Raw genomic sequence first — 18,463 nt, forward strand, 5'->3', positions numbered from 1 at the left:
CACCACTCGGCACCTCGCCTAGGCTCGGTGTGCCCTCACTCCGGCTTTGGACCGTGGGCCGCCGTCATGGGCCATCCCTGGCCCAGGACGGCTAACCTGGCGTCCTGCCAGGTTACCCACGCTCCAAAGCCTGCGTTCGGCCAGCGTGGTTTAACGGGGCGCCTAAGATCAAGATCAAGATCAAGATCAAAAGCAAAAGCAAAAGCACAGCGGCCTCCCGGCCGGCTTGAGTGTTGAAGAGCACAAGCCAAATCAAAATCTAAAGCGGGCACGGTCAAAAATGTGGGAGCGGGCTTGCTCGCGAAGGTCGTTAACGATGACGCGGGCATTCTGGATGAACGCGGCGCTCTCAGGTTTTTCGCGAGCAAGCCCGCTCCCACAGAAAAGCAGATCTGCGTCCGCTCTGGATCTTGCCTCGGCTTTTAACACTCAAGCCGGCCGGTAGGCCGCTGTGCTTTTGCTTTTGCTTTTGATCTTGATCTGACTGCCCCAATAAGCCCGAGGCCGAACGCAGGTATTGCGGAGCGGGTAAACCGGCAGGACGCCGGTTTAGCCGCGCTGGGCCAGGGATGGCCCATCGCGGCGGCCCGCGGAGCAATGCCGGAGTGAGGGAACGCCGAGCCCTAGCGAGGCGCCGACAGGCGGGGCAGAGCCCTTTGCTTACTTTGGGGCTTTTCCAAAGTGAGTCGCTGTAAGAGCGAAACCATAAGTGGCCGTTACCTAACTAACGGATATGTACGCAATTTCACTATCACCCCAGCCAAGGATTGGCCGCCAAATGCCCCCGCTCAAACACCTTGATCTGCTCACTGCGCTGCAACGTCGTGCCGATAGCATCCAACCCCAACAACAACGCAGTCTTGCGCAACGTATCAATCTGAAACCCAATCACCTGCCCGTCCGCCAAAAGAATTTCCTGCGCCTCAAGATCCACACTGATCAGCGCCTGTTCAGGCTGACTCACCATCTGCCCCAACCGCTGCAACACCGCCTCCTCCAGCGTGATCAACAACACCCCGTTACGCTGGCAGTTGTCATAGAAAATCCCCGCAAAGCTACTGCCGATCAGCGCGCGAATCCCCATCTGCTTCAACCCCCACACCGCATGCTCCCGGCTGGAACCACAGCCAAAATTCGGTCCCACCACCATAAAGCTCGCGCCCTGCCAGGCCGACTGGTTCAGCACAAACTCCGGATTTGGTTCACCCGACGCCAAAAAGCGCAAATCAAAGAACAACCCACGATCCAGCCCGTTACGGTCGATGCCCTTGAGAAACTGCTTGGGCATGATCACGTCGGTGTCGATGTTGGCCGCCAGCATCGGCGCGGCCTTGCCGGTGACCCGCGTGAAAGGTTGCAAGCTCATGTGCGCTCTCCAAAATGGCGAATATCCGTCAGGCGCCCAGTGATCGCGGCGGCGGCAACCATGGCCGGGCTCATCAGATGTGTGCGGGCTCCCGCACCCTGGCGGCCTTCGAAGTTGCGGTTGGTGCTGGAGGCGCAGCGGTCGCCCGCCTCCAGCACGTCGTTGTTCATTGCCAGGCACATCGAGCACCCGGACTGACGCCATTCAAACCCGGCCTCGATAAAGATCGCAGCAAGGCCTTCGGCTTCGGCCTGGTCACGCACTTCGGTGGAGCCCGGCACGATCATCGCCCGCACATGGTCGGCCACGTGTTTGCCGCGCACCACGCTGGCCGCATCCCGCAGGTCTTCGATGCGGGCATTGGTGCAGGAGCCGATAAACGCATGGCTGATGACGATCTCGCTCAGGGGCATGCCGGCTTCCAGGCCCATGTAGTTCAGGGCGCGGCGCATGTCCTGGCGCAGGATCAGGTCGCTGACGTCTTGCGGGTCCGGCACGCGGGCGCCGATGGGCGCGGCCTGGTCAGGGCTGGTGCCCCAGGTGACCATCGGTTCCAGGGCGGTGGCGTCCAGTTGCACTTCGAGGTCGAACACCGCGTCGGCATCCGAGTGCAATTGGCGCCAGCCCACCAGGGCGTGCTCCCACAACTCGCCCTTCGGCGCGCGGGGTTTGCCCTTGAGGTAGGTGAACACTTTTTCGTCCGGCGCCATGAAGGCACCGCGGGCGCCCGCCTCCACCGCCATGTTGCAGATGGTCATGCGCGCCTCGACGCTCAGGGCATCGATGGTCGAACCGCAAAACTCAATGGCGTAGCCGGTGGCTCCCGAAGCGCCGATCTTGCCGATCAGCGCCATGATTACGTCTTTGGAAGTCAGGCCGTGGGCCAGTTCGCCGTCCACGGTCACGCGCAGGCTTTTCAAGCGCTTGTAGACCAGGGTTTGCGAAGCCAGCAAATGCTCGATTTCCGAGGTGCCAATGCCAAAGCCGAACGCGCCCAAGGCACCGTAAGTGGTGGTGTGGCTGTCGCCGGCGGCAATCACCATGCCTGGCAGGATAAAACCCTGCTCCGGGGCGATCACGTGTTCGATGCCTTGGCGCTTGTCGAGAATATCCAGCAGCTCAATCCCGAAGTCCCGGCAGTTTTCCGCCAGGTACGACACTTGGCGCGCGCCGCCCGCATCCGGCATGGTCGCGATGCGCTTGGGCGTGGTGGGGTTCACATGGTCGACCACCGCCAGCGCCGTGCCGGGGCGCCATACGCCACGGTCTGCCTCACGCAAGCCGCTGAAGGCTTGCGGGCTGGTGTATTCATTGATGACCTGGCGGTCGATATACAGCAGCACATGGCCCTGGTCATCCAGGCGGCACACCGTGTGGGAATCGATGTGTTTGTCGTAGAGGGTTCTGGCAGAAGTCATTATGGGGCTCGCTCAACGGTATGGCTCCATCATAGGCAGCGCCCCCGCCCCATCAATCCCGCCTTGGTGATGACTCGGAACATGTTTCGTGTTGCATGAATGGCTATTCGAAACATTTGCTTTCATATCCGCCTTAGGGTTTTGCATTTCTCATCCGTCTTAACTTAGATACAGCCGCTCGCGTCAGCAAAAGCTACGGGTGGCGTTTTCCGGGCCTTTACTGCCCCCCTCCGATCAAGACCCTCATTCACATGTCGAAGAAGTCACGCTCAAAACTCTGGTTTCTCGTGCACAGCTGGCTGGCATTGCCCATCTGGTTCTTTGTGCTGATCGTCTGTGTCACTGGCACCCTGGCGGTGGTCAGCCAGGAAATCGTCTGGCTGGCCAACCCGGACATCCGCGCCAGCAAGCCATCGGACGACGCCGAACTGCTCAGCTACGAACAAGTCATCAAGGCCATGAACCGCGCCGAGCCGCAGACCATCGTCAAATCCCTGAGCCGCCCCGACGAGTCGCATTTCGCCCTGACGTCGAACGTGGCCTATCCCGACGGGCGAACCGTAGAAGTGTTCGTCAACCCCTATACCGGGGTGATCCAGGGGATCGCCCCGGCGTTCGACTTCCAACAATTTACCCGCGCACTGCACGGCTGGTGGCTGGTGCCGTTCACCAACGGTTTCAGCTGGGGCTGGTACCTGGTCTCGTTGCTGGGTTTGCCGCTGCTGGCCTCGCTGGTGACGGGCCTGGTGGTCTACAAGCGTTTCTGGAAAGGCTTCTTCAAGCCAACCTTGCGCTTTAACCACGGTGCGCGAATCTTCTGGGGCGACTTTCACCGATTGAGCGGCATCTGGTCGATCTGGTTTATTGCCGTCATTTCCATAACCGGCACCTGGTTTCTGATTCAGGCGATTCTTTTCGATAATCAGATCTCGATTTCCAGTGAGCCAATTGTCCCGGTGATCACCCGGGACAAGGTGCCACTGTCCAGCCCAGGCGTGCGCGCGCCGATGATTCCCCTGGATGAGGCAATCGACATCGCCACCCAGCGCATTCCAGGCCTGGAAGCCAGTTTCGTCAGCCTGCCGGCGACGGCCTATAGCCATTTGATGATTGGAGGCAGGGGCTGGTACCCACTGATGTACCAAACCGCGCAAATCAACCCTTACAACGGCGAAATCGCCGCCTCGCACCTGCTGTCCGACCGCTCCGGCCTGGAGTTCGTCACCGAATCCATGCGCCCGCTGCACACCGGGGATTTCGGCGGACTGTGGATCAAGATGATCTGGTTCTTCTTCGGTCTGGTACTGAGCATGATGGTCTTGAGCGGTCTGCTGATCTGGAGCAAACGCACGGCGCTGGCCACGCTCAACGCACTCAAGCGTAGCGCCAAGGTGCGCCGGCAACCGCAGGAAAATCCGCTTGGACTGGCTGAAACCACGGAGGGCAACCGATGAACAAGGCCACGACGATTAACCCGCCCTCTCCCCTGCGCGCCTTCTGGCTCAAGTGGCGCTTCCACATCAATATCCTGCTGATTCTGGTGCCCCTGGGCTTTATGCCCAAGTACTTTGCCGACGCCGCGCTGTTTCGCGGTGACAGCGGTCTTGGCGAGCGGGAGATCGGCGAAGTGCAGGTCGGCCCGTGGAGCGTGAAGCTCGCCGAACTGCGTAACGAGGCCCCGCGCCCCGACCCGGCGGGCCCGATGAAATCCTTCAATGCCGCCCTGTGCGCCACTTGTATCGACCAGGTCAAGGCCACCTACCTGCGCATCGGCAAGCCTCGCAGCCTGCGGGCCGCCGGGGTGATCTTCTTCGGCACACCGTATCGCATGGGCGCCATGCTGCCGATCCCCGAACGCACCCCACTGGACGCCGAAGTGTGGATCACCATGGAAGGCTGGGACGGCGCCATGCACCAGGCGTCCGTTCCCTTGAGCCAGGCATCGCCGGCCACCATCGACTGGCTGAAAAAACGAGGAGTTAAACCATGACTTTGCCGCAACTGGCCCGCATTGTTGGCGCGCTGATCCTCAGTGCCGGTTTCAGTACCGTTGCCCTGGCCCACAACCCGATGTGCGAATGCAAGGAAATCCCCGGCGAGCAGATCCAGTGCACCGGCGGTTTCTCCGATGGCAGCGGCGCCCCAGGCGTGACCCTGGATGTGATCGGCTATGACGAAACCATCCTGGTGCCCGGCAAGCTGGGTGAAGACTCGACGCTGACCTTCAAGAAACCCTCCGCCGAGTTCTACGTGTTGTTTGACGCGGGCCCCGGCCACGTGGTGGAAATCGACCAAGCGGATATCCAGCCCCAATGAGCCGCACAACCCAAGTCGTGCGCCCTGCCGGTGCCGGCCACGAAACCCTGTATGTCCTGCTGTTGTGCCTGATCATCCTCGCCGTTGCCGGCACCGTGGTGGCCTTGCGCGGTGAAAGCCAGGAGATCGCCGCCGTGCCCAGTCACCAACTGGACGCCCGCCGCGACCTCAGCGCCGCCGAGCAAGGCATCTACGCCGACCTGCGGGTGACCCTGGATGAAATCCACTTGCTGCAGGAAGAACACAGCGCCCTGCCAACGCCTGAGCAACTGGCCGAGGAAGGTTTTGCGCCCTTCGCCCAGGACGCCAGCTCGGTGAGCCGCGGCGACCACCGCTGGCAGTTGCTGGACGCGGCCTACCTGGGCCTGAGCCAGACACCGGACCTCAGCGGTTCGTTGTTGATGCGCGTCCGTGGTGCCGAGCCGGATATCTGGCTCAACCGCAGCGCCAACCTCACCGCCCCCACCGACCTCACTGACCAGGCGCTGATCAACGCGGGCTGGCAGCAAGTGGTCGCGCAATTCGATGCCGGTGTCACCCGCCAGCATCGCCATTGAATTCACGCTGTAGCGAGAGAAGACCATGTCTATTTCATCTCCATTATTACGCCTGCTGCTGGTCGGCCTGATCACCGTGCTGCTGGCCCCGTTCGCCAGTGCCGACCCTGCCAAACGCCTGCGCATCGGCATCACCCTGCATCCTTATTACAGCTACGTGGCCAATATCGTCGGCGACAAAGCTGAAGTCGTGCCATTGATTCCGGCCGGCTTCAACCCCCACGCCTACGAGCCCCGTGCCGAAGACATCAAGCGCATCGGCACCCTGGATGTGATCGTGCTCAATGGTGTCGGCCATGACGATTTCGCCGACCGCATGATCGCCACCAGTGAGCGCCCGGACATCCCGGTGATCGAAGCCAACGCCAACGTGCCGCTGCTGGCCGCCACCGGCAACGCCGCGCGCGGTGCCGGCAAGGTGGTCAACCCGCACACCTTCCTGTCCATCAGCGCCTCGATTGCCCAGGTGAATAACATCGCCCGGGAACTGGGCAAGCTCGACCCGGACAACGCCAAGACCTACACCCAGAACGCCCGGGCCTACGGCAAGCGCCTGCGCCAGATGCGCGCCGACGCCCTGGCCAAACTCACCAGCGCACCCAACCCTGACCTGCGGGTGGCCACGGTGCACGCGGCGTATGACTACCTGCTGCGAGAGTTCGGCCTGGAAGTCACTGCCGTGGTGGAACCGGCCCACGGCATCGAGCCAAGTCCCAGCCAGTTGAAGAAAACCATCGACCAACTGCGGGAGCTGGACGTGAAAGTGATCTTCTCGGAGATGGATTTCCCGTCCAGCTACGTCGACACCATCCAGCGTGAATCCGGCGTGAAACTGTACCCGCTGTCGCACATCTCCTATGGCGACTACAGCGCAGAAAAGTACGAAGTGGAAATGACCGGCAACCTCAATACCGTGGTGCGGGCGATTCAGGAGTCCGGGGCATGACGGCGGCTGAACACTTGAGCGTGGCCAGCGTTGGCCCGACCCTCGACTTCAAAAATGTGGCACTGACCCTGGGCCGTACCGTGATCCTCGACGCGGTGAGCTTCCAGGTCCAGCCTGGCAGTATTCATGCGCTGGTGGGGCCCAACGGCGGCGGCAAAAGCTCGCTGATCAAGACCCTGCTGGGGCAAACGCCGCACCTGGGCCAGTTGAGCCTGCACTGGCCGGACGCACCCGGCACCATCGGCTACGTGCCCCAGGCGCTGGAGTTCGACCGGGGCTTGCCGATGACCGTCGACGATTTCATGGCTGCGATGTGCCAGCGGCGTCCGGCGTTTCTCGGTTTGTCCAAGCACTACGCTGCCGCGATTGGCGACGCACTGGAGCGGGTCGGCATGCAGGACAAGCGCAAACGGCGCATGGGCGCGTTGTCTGGCGGTGAACGCCAGCGGGTGCTGCTGGCCCAGGGCTTGATCCCGGCGCCGCAATTGCTGGTGCTGGACGAACCGATGTCGGCGCTGGATGAAGCCGGCATCCAGGTGTTCGAGCGCCTGCTGAACGACTGGCGCCAGGCCGGGATCACCGTGCTGTGGATCGAACACGATCTGGAAGCCGTCGGCCGCCTGGCTGACCGCGTTACCGGCCTGAACCGCCGCGTGCTGTTCGACGCCACGCCCAAGGAGGCGCTGACCCCGGACCGCCTGCTGACCCTGTTCTCCACCCACCCACGGAGCCCGGCCTTATGAGCTACGAAGCCTTTCGCTTGACGGTCCAGGGCTGGGCGTCTTCCGGGTATTTGCCGGAAGCACTGGCCTATGGGTTTGTGGTCAACGCGCTGCTGGCCGGGCTGCTGATCGGCCCGGTGCTGGGCGGTTTGGGCACCCTGGTGGTGGTCAAGCGCTTTGCGTTCTTTTCCGAAGCGGTGGGCCATGCCGCCTTGACCGGCGTGGCCGTGGGCATTCTGCTGGGTGAACCCTACACCGGGCCTTACGGCAGCCTGTTTGGCTACTGCCTGTTGTTCGGGATCCTGCTCAACTACTTGCGCAACCGCACCGGCCTGGCGCCCGACACCTTGATCGGCGTGTTCCTGTCGGTGTCCCTGGCCCTGGGCGCGAGCCTGCTGCTGATTCTGGCGGGCAAGATCAACGTGCACATCCTGGAAAACGTATTGTTCGGCTCGGTGCTGACAGTGAACGGTAATGACCTGCTGGTGCTGGCGATTGTCGGCTCACTGGTGATGGCCCTGGCCCTGCCGCTGTACAACCGCATCATGCTGGCCAGCTTCAACCCGCAACTGGCGGCGGTGCGCGGGGTAGCGGTGAAGACTCTGGATTATCTGTTCGTGATCCTGGTGACGCTGATCACCGTCGCGGCAGTCAAGGTCATCGGCGCGATCCTGGTGGGTGCGTTGCTGGTGATTCCGGCGGCCGCCGCACGCCTGTTGAGCCAGTCGCTCAAGGGTTTCTTCTGGATCTCGGTGGTGATCGCCACCGTCAGCACCCTGTGCGGGATCCTGCTGCCAATCATCTTCGACCTGCCGATTCCGTCCGGTGCCGCAATCATTCTGGTAGCCGGTATCGCCTTCGCCCTCGCCGCCATCGCTCGCGGCACGGTCCCCAGCCTGAAAGGGAATTTTGGATAATGCGCCCGATTTTTCGACCACTGCTGCTGGCCCTGGCAATCGCCACACCGGCGTTCGCTGCCGACGGCGTCAAGCCGTTGCAGACCACCGCCAACCAAGGCGTTGGCCATGCTGCCCTGAACAACGCCCACGGGTTAAAGCCGGTGAAAGTACTGGCGGCGCTGCCGATTACTTACGGCCTGGCGCAGGTGCTGCTCAAAGGTACCGATGTGCAACTTGAACGCGCGGCACCGGCCAACCTGCCCGGCTCGCGCCAAGTCGCCTATTTCACCGGGCGCGGTGCACAGGCATTGAATACCCTGGCCCTGGACGCCGACGCGGCCATCGGCCTGCGCTCGTTGTGGCCCGACGACCCGCTGTACCCGGTGGCCCGGCGCAGTAACATCCGCATCGTCGAAGTCGACGCTGCCCGCCCGGTGGACGGTGGTTTGCCGGGGATTGCCGTACAACCGGGCGCCATTGACGGTTTGAACAGCCAGCCGTGGCAAGCGAGCAACAACATGGGCCGCATGGCCGATGTGATGGCCGCCGACCTGAGTCGTCTGGCCCCCGAGGCCAAGCCGCAGATCGAGGCCAACCTGGCCAGCCTCAAGCAACGCCTGCTCAAGCTCACCGCCGACAGCGAGGCGCGACTGGCCAAGGCCGACAACCTGACGGTGGTCAGCCTGAGCGATCATTTTGGTTATCTCGTCAGTGGCTTGAACCTGGAACTGGTCAGCACCGATGCGCGGGCTGATACCGAATGGACACCCGAGGCGTTGCAACAACTGACTGCAAGCTTGAAGGAAAATGAAGTAGCAGTGGTGTTGCATCATCGCCAGCCAAGCGATGCAGTGCAGGCAGCTGTTGCGGCGGGCGGGACGAAGTTGCTGGTGCTGGACACCGATGGCGCCGACCCGGTGGCAGAGCTGGAAAGCAATGTGGATCAGGTGATCAAGGCGCTATAACGCGCCTCTCACAGACGAAATACAGTAAATGTGGGAGCGGGCTTGCTCGCGAAAGCGGTATGACAGTCAACACATACAGTGACTGACACGACGCCTTCGCGAGCAAGCCCGCTCCCACATTAGGATCTGTGTTGTGCCCGAGGTCTGGGTCAGCCCGCGAACCCGCAAGCCAAGCGATGCGGTGCAGGCGGCAGAGCTGGAAGGCCATGTGGATCAGGTGATCAAGGCGCTATAACGCGCCTCTCACAGACGAAACACAGCAAATGTGGGAGCGGGCTTGCTCGCGAAAGCGGTGTGACAGTCAACACATACAGTGACTGACACGGCGCCTTCGCGAGCAAGCCCGCTCCCACATTTGGATCTGTGTTGTGCCCGAGGTCTGGATCAGCCCGCCAACGCCTGGCTGTCCATCTTCTGGCGCAGGCTCAGCGGGCGCATGTCGGTCCACACTTCTTCGATGTAGGCCAGGCACTCTTTCTTCATCCCGCTCTTGCCCACGGTGCGCCAGCCTTCCGGCACGGCCTTGTAGTCGGGCCAGATGGAATATTGTTCTTCATGGTTGACCACTACCTGAAACAGGATGTCTTCGCGGTCGAATACTGAGGTCATTGCTGTTCTCCGTCGGTGTAAGGCTGGCTGCGCACCACGCACAGCTGATGTAAGAAAGAACGTGCCAGCCCGGTAAAAAATTAGAGGCTGGCGACCGCTGCCGCCAGGGCGCGACCAAAGATCTCGGCCACACGGTCGATTTCTGCGGCGGTAATCACCAGCGGCGGCAGGAAACGCACAACGCTGCCATGGCGACCGCCCAGTTCAAGGATCAGCCCGCGCTTGAGGCATTCACGCTGTACCAGTGGCGCCAATTGACGATGCACCGGCGGGTGGCCCTGAGTGTCCGGGGCGCCTGCGGGATCCACCAGCTCCACGCCGAGCATCAGCCCACGACCACGAATGTCCCCCAACTGCGGGAAGTCGCGCTGCAGGATGCGCAGGTGCTCCCCAAGGCGCTCGCCCATGGCGGCCGCGTGGGCGGGAATATCGTGGTCTTTAAGGTAGCGCATCACTGCCGACCCGGCGGCCATGGCCATCTGATTGCCACGGAAGGTCCCGGCATGGGCGCCCGGCAACCAAGTGTCGAGCCAGTCGCGATACACCACCACCGCCAGCGGCAGGCTGCCGCCGATAGCCTTGGACAGCACCACCACGTCCGGGACGATGCCGGCATGTTCGAAAGCAAACATCTTGCCGGTACGACCAAAGCCGCTCTGGATTTCGTCAACGATCAACGCCACTCCGGCTTGTTCGGTAATACGGCGCAGGCCACGCAGCCAGTCGAGATCGGCCGGGATCACGCCGCCCTCGCCCTGCACCACTTCAACAATCACGGCTGCCGGCAGCAAAACACCGGCCTCGGGGTCGTTGAGCAGGTTTTCCAGGTAATGCAGGTTGACCTTGACCCCTTCCGCCCCACCCAGCCCGAACGGGCAACGGTAGTCGTAGGGAAACGGCAGGAATTGCACGCCATTACTGAGCAAGGCACCCAGCGGCTTTTTCGGCCCCAGGCTGCCCATCAGGCTCAGGGCGCCCTGGCTCATGCCGTGATAACCGCCCTGGAATGACAACACCGTGCTGCGTCCGGTGGCGGTGCGCACCAGTTTCAGCGCAGCTTCTACTGCATCGGTACCGGTTGGGCCGCAGAACTGGATCTTGGCTTCCCGCGCCAGCGCCGACGGCAACAGGCCGAACAGGTCCTGCACGAACTGATCCTTGACCGGTGTGGTCAGGTCCAGGGTGTGCAACGGCAATTCATCGCTCAACACCTGGCGAATGGCCTCGATCACCACCGGGTGGTTATGCCCCAGCGCCAGGGTGCCAGCGCCGGCCAGGCAGTCGATAAAGCTGCGGCCTTCGACGTCCTCGACGTAGATCCCGCGGGCACGCTTGAGCGCCAGGGGTATGCGCCGAGGATAGCTGCGGGCATTGGATTCCTGCTGGCGCTGGCGGGCCAGCAGCGGGGTTTCGTCGAACTGGTAGAGCGTTTCCGCAGGGACCGCTTGGGTCTCTTCAATACGGCTGGTAGCGACTGACATTTCCAGATCCCTCAATACGCTGATGATGGTGACCAAACTGCCAACCCGTTGGCGTCTGGCCCAAGGGCAACGCACGGATTTCCTGTTCTGGAAACGCATCAGCGAGCAGAGGATTTACACCTGTGGTCGTTAAAAACCGCTTTAGCGGATTTACCCGGCAACCCCGGTGTATTTTTCATTCAACGCATACAGGATTGCGCAGGTCTCTGCATCCAGCCGCCCGCTGTAGTCACTGGGACGAAAATGCATCTGAAACGCACGGACGCGCTGCTGAAAACCCAGGCGATTTTTCGCTGGGGCATAACCGTAGCGCTGAAACGCCCGTTCGGCTTCAACCTCCAGCGGCAGGCCGATATCGAACCGGCGTTGATAGGCCATCTTGGCCGACTCATCGAACCAGGCCCCCACCCCCGCCTCGAACAGGCAACGCCAAGGCAGCCGAGGGCCGGGATCGCTCTTGCGCCAATAGGCAATATCCGAATGCCCGAGGATATCGGTAGGACCGATCGCCGGGTAACGTCCCTGAATGTCGCGAATCAGCGCAATCAACACGTCGATCTGTTCAGGGCCATACGCGGGAAAGGTAAACACACCGGCGTCATCCCGGGCCTGATTGACGATTTCAATCCCGATCGAGCGGCTATTCAGGTTATCGCGCCCGGCCCAATGGCTCGCGCCGGCATGCCAGGCGCGCTGCGCTTCGTCCACCAGGCGGAACACCCGCAGTTCATCGTAGCCGGCGGCGCGGTAGCTGGCGTCATGGGGGTCAACCAACAGGTAATGAGCACTGACACCCTCGCGGGTCAGCGTACGCAATGACGAAGCAAAAGGCGCGGCGGTGTAATGCACAATCACCTGGCGCACGGCTTCGCCATTGCGTTGGTTGAAGTCTTTGGCGGGAAACGTGGAATCGATGACCAACATAGGCGCTGTCCTTTTCAACACAGGCTGAGTCATTCAGCCCGTTCAAACACAAAAAAATGACCGCCATCCTGAAGCGTTGCGCTTGAGGGTGGCGGTAGCTATTTGTGCCGTGAAAAGAAAGTTCAGCGACGCAACGGCATGCCCAGGTCGACGCGCATGCCGTCCGCCTGGCTGTCGAATTTCAAGGAGCACGAGCAGCGCTGCACAATCGCCTGGACAATCGCCAACCCCAGGCCGCATCCCGGGCTGTTGCCATTGCGCCAGAAGCGCTGGGTCAGGTGTTGCAAGTCTTCGCTGGAGATCGGCGCGCCGTGGTCACGCACCCGGAACACCACATTATCGCCAGCGCTCGACACACTCAGCTCCACCCGGGTATCAGGCGGTGTGTGGCGCAAGGCGTTGTCCAGCAGGTTGCGCAAGGCGGCGACGGCCAGGCCCACCGGCATTTCCACCGGCTTTTCGGACAGACCGTCTGCCAGGATCAGGTCTATGCGCTGATTGTCGCCGCCATTGGCGTCCTGGATCGCCAGTTGTGCGACTTGTTCGGCACTCGATTGCAGGCCGTCATCAAACGACAGGCTGCCTTCGACCCGCGCCAGCAGCAGTAACTGCTCAAGGGTGCGGTGCAAGCGATCGGCGCCTTCCTCGGCGTGGGCCAGGGACTGGTCACGGGCAGCGCCTTCGGTCATGCGTGCCACTTGCAGGTGGGTCTTGATCGCCGTCAGCGGGCTGCGCAGTTCGTGGGCCGCGTCGCCGGTCAAGCGGCGTTCGCGCTCGATGGTCTTGGCGATGCGTTGCAGCAGTTGGTTCTGAGTGTCGAGCAGCGGTTTAAGCTCGCTGGGCAGCGGGCTGATCTGCAAGGGTTCGAGGGAGTCGGCACTGCGGCGCATCAAGGCGTCACGCATGCGGTTGAGCGGCAACAGGCTTTGGCCGATCCCCAGCCACAGCAGGCACAGGCAGCCCAACAGCGCCACACCCACCGGCACCGAAGCCGCCAGCAGGATCGACAGGTTCAAGGCTTCACGCTCCACCTGCCGGTCGGCGGTGGTGATAAACAAATCGCCACGGGACAGGGTGAAGCTGCGCCAGCCCACGCCATCAATCATCTGGTCGCGAAAGCCGCTTTTGCGCGACTCCAGGCCCTGGTCCGGGGTGGTGTGGCTGCGGGCGAGCACCACCCCGCGCAACGAGCTGACCTGGCACGCCATGCCACCCGGTACATTCAATTGTTCGGCGCTGAAGTGCGCGCCCTCACCCGTGCTGGACAGCCCAGGCATCTGTTCCATCAACCCGGCGACCATGCGCGCCGACGCCACCAGGCGCTGGTCGAGGGAGAACATCATCTGGTTGCGCAGGTCGTTAAGCATCCACGCGGCGGCCAGGGCCCAGATCAGCACAAAGGCCGCGCCGAGCTTGAAGGTCAGCCGCAGGCGCAGGCTCATCACGAAGCGTCCTCTCCACCGTCAGCCGGGCCCAGGCGATAACCCAGGCCGCGCACGGTTTCGACGATGCCGTTACCGAGTTTGCGCCGCAAGTGGTGGATGTGCACGTTGAGGGCGTTGCTTTCCAGTTCGTCGTTAAGCCCGTAGACGCTGTCCTTGAGCTGTTCGCTGGACAGCACCCGGCCGCGGTTTTGCAGCAGGGCCTGCAACAACGCCTGCTCGCGGCGGGACAGGTCAACCGACTCCCCCCCAGCAACGTTTCGCGGCTGCTGGGGTTGTAGGTCAGGCGCCCGTGTTCGATCAGGTTGACGCTGCGCCCGGCCACCCGACGCAACAAGGTGTGCAGGCGCGCGGCGAGTTCGCGAAGGTCGAAGGGTTTCAGCAGGTAATCGTCGGCACCGGCCTGCAGGCCATCGACCCGGTTGGTCACCGAATCCCGTGCAGTAAGGATCAGCACCGGGATCTCCAGGCCCTGGCTGCGCAATTGCTGCAGCAGCTTCAAGCCGTCTTCATCCGGCAGGCCGAGGTCGAGTACCATCACGTCGAATTCCGCCACCTTGAGCATCGCCCGGGCAGCGGCGGCGGTGCCGACGCGCTCGACGGTCAGCCCCTGGGCGCTGAGCCCGGCAACAATGCCGCTGGCGATCAGTTCGTCGTCTTCACAGACCAGTACGTGCATGGTGAACCCTTTGCAAAATGTGAGGGTGATTAAAAAGGCAGTGGATTAAGCGCGCATTATGCCGCCAGCCCGCGTAAACCCGGATAATCCCTGCTGTCTAGGATAGCCCGGTTAATCATCGGTTAATCAACACCACACATTGTGTGTCCCACTTGCTTCGAACTAAGGCTTGATCATGCGGCATCTGTTTATCTTTCTGCTGGTAGTGTTTGCTGGATTCGCCCAGGCCGCGCCGGGCAACAATCCTTTCGAGACCAAACCCGACTTCCTCCCGGTGGGCAAAGCCTTCACCTTTACCTCCGAGCGTCTGGCCTCCGGCGAAACCCAGCTGTATTGGCAGATTGCCGATGGTTATTACCTGTACCAGCAGCGCATGAAATTCGATGGCCTGGCCGAAAAACCGACGCTGCCTCAAGGCGAAGCCCACAGCGACGAGTTCTTCGGTGAACAGCAAGTCTATCGCCAGGGCCTGGAAGTGAAGATTCCCGCTGGCGCTACCGGACAGATCAAGCTCGGCTGGCAAGGCTGCGCCGATGCCGGCCTGTGTTACCCACCGCAATCGATCACCGTAGATCTGGGCGGCAACCCCGCCGTAGCCGCCACCGGCCAGGCCCAGGACCAAAGCTTGGCGAGTGGCCTGCAACAACGCAGCCTGGGCTGGAGCCTGCTGGTGTTCTTCGGCCTGGGCCTGCTGCTGGCCTTTGCCCCGTGTTCCTTGCCGATGCTGCCGATCCTCGCTGGCCTTGTGGTCGGCAGCGGCGCCAGCCCACGGCGCGGCTTTGCCCTGGCCGCCAGCTATGTGGTGTGCATGGCGCTGGTGTATGCCGCCCTCGGTGTATTGGCCGCACTGCTCGGCGGCAACCTCGCCGCCCTGCTGCAAACTCCCTGGATCCTCGGCAGCTTCGCCGCGTTGTTCGTGATCCTGGCCCTGCCGATGTTCGGCTTCTTTGAACTGCAACTGCCCGCCTTCCTGCGGGACCGCCTCGACAACGTCAGCCGCAACCAAAGCGGCGGCAGCCTGGTGGGTGCCGGCGTGCTCGGCGCCTTGTCCGGCTTGCTGGTGGGCCCGTGCATGACCGCGCCCCTGGCCGGCGCCCTGCTCTACATCGCCCAAAGCGGCAACGCCCTGCATGGCGGCCTGATCCTGTTTGCCATGGGCATCGGCATCGGCGTGCCGCTGTTGCTGCTGGTGACCGTGGGCAACCGCTTCCTGCCCAAACCTGGCACCTGGATGAACATCCTCAAGGGCATCTTCGGCTTCCTGTTCCTCGCCACCGCCGTGCTGATGATTCGCCCGGTGGTCGGTGAAACCCTGTGGCTCGGCCTGTGGGGTGTGCTTGCGCTGGTCATGGCTTACTGCGGCTGGCGCCTGGCCCAGGATTTCGGGCGCACCGCCATGCTGTTCGGTGCCGGCTCGCTGGTGCTGGGCCTCTGGGGCAGCGTATTGGTGATCGGCGCGGCCGGCGGCAGCGACGACCTGTGGCAACCGCTGAAGGTCTACAGCGGCTCGCGGGTAGCCGGTGCTCCCAGCGCCCACGAAGCCTTCATGACCATCAACGACCCGGCCGTGCTGCAAAGCCAGCTCGACAGCGCCAAGGCCCAGGGCCAATGGGTGCTGGTGGACTACTACGCTGACTGGTGCGTGTCGTGCAAGATCATGGAAAAACAGGTGTTCGGCAAACCCGAAGTCATGGACGCTCTCAAGGATGTGCGCCTGCTGCGCCTCGACGTCACCGCCGATAACGCCGCCAGCCGCGAGCTGCTGGGCCGCTATAAAGTCCCGGGGCCGCCGAGCTTCGTCTGGATCGGCCCCGACGGTGAAGAGCGCCGCGCCCAGCGCATCACCGGCGAAGTCGACGCCGCCGCCTTCCTGCAACGCTGGACCCAAGCCCGGGAAGCCCTCTGATGCTGACACTGACCATCGGCACCTTCGCCATCGCCCTGAATCACTTGCTGCTGATCACGGCGTTGATCCTCGCCACCCTGGTGGGCTGGCGGGTGGCCAAGCGCGGCGGCGAGAACCCGGAGTCGGTGCTGTTCACCCTGTTTCTGGTGGGCATGCTCGCCGCACGTGTCAGCTTCGTGCTGATGTACTGGTCGTATTACCAGAATGACCCGCTGCAGATCGTCGACCTGCGGGACGGCGGTTTTCTCGCCTGGCCCGGCGTTATCGCGCTGATCCTCGGCGCCTTGATCTACGGCTGGCGCCGCCCGCTGCTGCGCAAGCCACTGAGCGCCGGCGTGATCACCGGCCTGGCGTTCTGGGCACTGACCAGCCTGTCCCTGACCCTTTACGAAAAAGGCACACACCTGCCGGACATCACCCTGCGCAACGCCAATGGCGAAACTGTGCAACTGGCCGACTACAAGGGCGGCCCGCTGGTGATCAACCTCTGGGCCACCTGGTGCCCGCCGTGCCGTCGCGAAATGCCGGTACTGGAAAGTGCCCAGCGCCAACGCCCGGACGTGACCTTCCTGTTCGTCAACCAGGCCGAAAGCATGCAAAGCGTCGCCACCTACCTGGCGACCCAGGGCCTCAACCTGGACAACGTGCTGTTCGACGCCAGCGGCCGCCTGGGCCAGGCCGTCGGCTCCATGGCCTTGCCCACCACCCTGTTCTATCAACCGGACGGTCGCCTGATCAACAGCCACCTGGGCGAGTTGTCCCAGGCCAGCCTGGCCCGCGCCATGGAGCGCTTCGAGCCGACCACCGCTAAACCGGCCCAGCCGGCTACCACAAGGAATTCGCCATGCTCCGCCTCCGCCACCTGCTGACCCTGTTGCCCCTGACACTGGCTGCCACCCTCGTCCAGGCTGAAGACTGGCCGGCGCCGATCAAAAACATCGAGGCCAAGGGGGCCAAGATTATCGGCAAGTTCGATGCCCCCAGCGGCCTCACGGGTTATGCGGCGCAATACCACAACCGTGGCATGGCGTTGTACCTGACTGCCGACGGTAAAAGTGTGATCGCCGGCAATCTGTACGACGCCGACGGCAATGACCTGAGCACTGCGCCCCTGGAAAAGCTGGTGTATGCGCCGATGGCCAAGGAGGTGTGGGCCAAGATGGAACACAGCAACTGGATCCAGGATGGCAACAAGGATGCGCCGCGCATCGTCTATTTGTTCAGTGATCCGAACTGCCCGTACTGCAATATGTTCTGGGAACAGGCGCGGCCATGGGTGAAGTCGGGCAAGGTGCAGCTGCGGCATATCATGGTGGGGATTATTCGTGAGGACAGCCCCGGCAAGTCGGCGGCGCTGTTTGCAGCCAAGGATCCGCAGCAGGCCCTTGAAACCCATGAGGCTGCGGGTAAGGGCAGCAAGTTGCAGGCACTGGAGAAGATTCCGGCGGATATCCAGGCCAAGCTTGATTCGAATATGAAGCTGATGGATGAGCTGGAGTTGTCGGCCACGCCGGCGATTTTCTATCTGGATGACAAGGGTGGGTTGCAGCAACAGCAAGGGGCGCCTTCGCCGGATAAGTTGGTGAAGATTCTGGGGCCGAAATAGGCTCTGGCTGGGTTGGGGGGCATATCCGTTATTTGGGTGATGGCTGATATGGGTTCCGCTCTTACAGCGGCTCACTTTTGAAAAGCGCAAAAGTAAGCAAAACGCTCTTGCCCCACCACTCGGCACCTCGCCTAGGCTCGGTGTGCCCTCACTCCGGCTTTGGACCGTGGGCCGCCGTCATGGGCCATCCCTGGCCCAGGACGGCTAACCTGGCGTCCTGCCAGGTTACCCACGCTCCAAAGCCTGCGTTCGGCCAGCGTGGTTTAACGGGGCGCCTAAGATCAAGATCAAAAGCAAAAGCACAGCGGCCTCCCGGCCGGCTTGAGTGTTGAAGAGCAAAATCAAAATCTAAAGCGGGCACGGTCCAAAAAATGTGGGAGCGGGCTTGCTCGCGAAGGTCGCTAACGATGACGCGGGCATTCTGGATGAACGCGGCGCTCTCAGGTTCTTCGCGAGCAAGCCCGCTCCCACAGAAAAGCAGATCTGTTTTCGCTCTGGTTTTGCTTTTGCTTTTAACACTCAAGCCGGCCGGGAGGCCGCTGTGCTTTTGCTTTTGATCTTGATCTGACTGCCCCAATAAGCCCGAGGCCGAACGCAGGTATTGCGGAGCGGGTAAACCGGCAGGAC

The 18,463-nt window shown here is 62.4% G+C and carries 18 protein-coding genes and 1 pseudogene; 12 read left to right on the plus strand and 7 right to left on the minus strand.

From position 1 onward, the window contains the following. Window positions 1-751 precede the first annotated feature (751 nt). Window positions 752-1,366, minus strand: coding sequence for a 3-isopropylmalate dehydratase small subunit (leuD, locus tag NVB75_RS09800; RefSeq protein ID WP_258347002.1), 615 nt, complete (start codon window positions 1,364-1,366; stop codon window positions 752-754). Next, window positions 1,363-2,784, minus strand: coding sequence for a 3-isopropylmalate dehydratase large subunit (gene leuC, locus NVB75_RS09805; protein WP_258347003.1), 1,422 nt, complete (start codon window positions 2,782-2,784; stop codon window positions 1,363-1,365). Before leuC ends, leuD begins: the two co-directional genes overlap by 4 nt. A gap of 251 nt (window positions 2,785-3,035) precedes the next feature. Between leuC and NVB75_RS09810 the strand changes: the two genes are divergently transcribed. The 8 genes from NVB75_RS09810 to NVB75_RS09845 are packed head-to-tail and all read left to right on the plus strand — an operon-like array spanning window position 3,036 to window position 9,189. Then, window positions 3,036-4,238 carry a PepSY domain-containing protein gene (locus NVB75_RS09810; RefSeq protein ID WP_258347004.1) on the plus strand — a complete coding sequence of 401 codons (1,203 nt, stop codon included), beginning with the start codon at window positions 3,036-3,038 and terminating at the stop codon, window positions 4,236-4,238. After that, entirely contained in the window at window positions 4,235-4,774 is a 540-nt protein-coding gene (locus tag NVB75_RS09815; RefSeq protein ID WP_167663539.1) for a thiamine pyrophosphate-binding protein, read from the plus strand. The genes NVB75_RS09810 and NVB75_RS09815 overlap by 4 nt, the downstream gene beginning before the upstream one ends. Further along, the gene (locus tag NVB75_RS09820) at window positions 4,771-5,100 is read left to right on the plus strand and encodes a hypothetical protein (RefSeq protein WP_258347005.1); all 330 of its coding nucleotides are present in this window, start codon (window positions 4,771-4,773) and stop codon (window positions 5,098-5,100) included. Before NVB75_RS09815 ends, NVB75_RS09820 begins: the two co-directional genes overlap by 4 nt. Further along, window positions 5,097-5,657: a DUF6162 family protein gene (locus tag NVB75_RS09825; RefSeq protein ID WP_258347006.1), complete on the plus strand. Its 561-nt coding sequence runs from the start codon at window positions 5,097-5,099 to the stop codon at window positions 5,655-5,657. The genes NVB75_RS09820 and NVB75_RS09825 overlap by 4 nt, the downstream gene beginning before the upstream one ends. Window positions 5,658-5,682: 25 nt before the next feature. Further along, window positions 5,683-6,603: a metal ABC transporter substrate-binding protein gene (locus NVB75_RS09830; protein WP_063028374.1), complete on the plus strand. Its 921-nt coding sequence runs from the start codon at window positions 5,683-5,685 to the stop codon at window positions 6,601-6,603. Then, the gene (locus tag NVB75_RS09835) at window positions 6,600-7,346 is read left to right on the plus strand and encodes a metal ABC transporter ATP-binding protein (RefSeq protein WP_258347007.1); all 747 of its coding nucleotides are present in this window, start codon (window positions 6,600-6,602) and stop codon (window positions 7,344-7,346) included. The genes NVB75_RS09830 and NVB75_RS09835 overlap by 4 nt, the downstream gene beginning before the upstream one ends. Beyond that, the gene (locus NVB75_RS09840; RefSeq protein WP_258347008.1) at window positions 7,343-8,242 is read left to right on the plus strand and encodes a metal ABC transporter permease; all 900 of its coding nucleotides are present in this window, start codon (window positions 7,343-7,345) and stop codon (window positions 8,240-8,242) included. The genes NVB75_RS09835 and NVB75_RS09840 overlap by 4 nt, the downstream gene beginning before the upstream one ends. After that, on the plus strand, window positions 8,242-9,189 hold the full coding sequence (locus tag NVB75_RS09845; RefSeq protein WP_258347010.1) for a metal ABC transporter solute-binding protein, Zn/Mn family: 948 nt from the start codon (window positions 8,242-8,244) through the stop codon (window positions 9,187-9,189). The genes NVB75_RS09840 and NVB75_RS09845 overlap by 1 nt, the downstream gene beginning before the upstream one ends. Before the next feature lie 384 nt (window positions 9,190-9,573). On the opposite strand, the gene NVB75_RS09850 is transcribed toward NVB75_RS09845, so the two are convergent. From NVB75_RS09850 to NVB75_RS09870, 5 genes and pseudogenes are all read right to left on the minus strand, one after another. Further along, complete coding sequence (locus NVB75_RS09850; RefSeq protein WP_003209001.1) at window positions 9,574-9,798, minus strand: MbtH family protein; 225 nt, start codon at window positions 9,796-9,798, stop codon at window positions 9,574-9,576. A gap of 80 nt (window positions 9,799-9,878) precedes the next feature. Further along, window positions 9,879-11,279: an aspartate aminotransferase family protein gene (locus NVB75_RS09855; protein WP_076015329.1), complete on the minus strand. Its 1,401-nt coding sequence runs from the start codon at window positions 11,277-11,279 to the stop codon at window positions 9,879-9,881. 150 nt (window positions 11,280-11,429) lie between these two features. Beyond that, window positions 11,430-12,203 (minus strand): N-acetylmuramoyl-L-alanine amidase, encoded by a 774-nt coding sequence (locus NVB75_RS09860; protein ID WP_258347011.1) that lies wholly within the window; start codon window positions 12,201-12,203, stop codon window positions 11,430-11,432. A 122-nt stretch (window positions 12,204-12,325) separates the two neighbouring features. After that, entirely contained in the window at window positions 12,326-13,645 is a 1,320-nt protein-coding gene (locus NVB75_RS09865; protein WP_017479473.1) for an ATP-binding protein, read from the minus strand. Then, window positions 13,645-14,324, minus strand: a pseudogene (locus NVB75_RS09870) (response regulator). The gene NVB75_RS09865 and the pseudogene NVB75_RS09870 overlap by 1 nt, the downstream one beginning before the upstream one ends. Window positions 14,325-14,499: 175 nt before the next feature. On the opposite strand from NVB75_RS09870, the gene dsbD reads away from it, so the two are divergent. The 4 genes from dsbD (at window position 14,500) to NVB75_RS09890 (ending at window position 18,404) form a co-directional block, all read left to right on the plus strand. Continuing rightward, window positions 14,500-16,230, plus strand: a complete 1,731-nt coding sequence (gene dsbD / locus NVB75_RS09875) for a protein-disulfide reductase DsbD (protein WP_017479474.1) — start codon at window positions 14,500-14,502, stop codon at window positions 16,228-16,230. Continuing rightward, window positions 16,230-17,099 (plus strand): TlpA disulfide reductase family protein, encoded by an 870-nt coding sequence (locus tag NVB75_RS09880; protein WP_063028362.1) that lies wholly within the window; start codon window positions 16,230-16,232, stop codon window positions 17,097-17,099. The genes dsbD and NVB75_RS09880 overlap by 1 nt, the downstream gene beginning before the upstream one ends. Beyond that, a complete protein-coding gene (gene dsbG, locus NVB75_RS09885; RefSeq protein WP_258347012.1) occupies window positions 17,075-17,836 on the plus strand; it encodes a thiol:disulfide interchange protein DsbG in 762 nt (253 codons plus the stop codon). Before NVB75_RS09880 ends, dsbG begins: the two co-directional genes overlap by 25 nt. 385 nt (window positions 17,837-18,221) lie before the next feature. Beyond that, window positions 18,222-18,404 carry a hypothetical protein gene (locus NVB75_RS09890; RefSeq protein WP_258347013.1) on the plus strand — a complete coding sequence of 61 codons (183 nt, stop codon included), beginning with the start codon at window positions 18,222-18,224 and terminating at the stop codon, window positions 18,402-18,404. Window positions 18,405-18,463: the final 59 nt, after the last annotated feature.

The organism is Pseudomonas sp. CBS (genome assembly GCF_024734645.1).
Lineage (GTDB): Bacteria > Pseudomonadota > Gammaproteobacteria > Pseudomonadales > Pseudomonadaceae > Aquipseudomonas.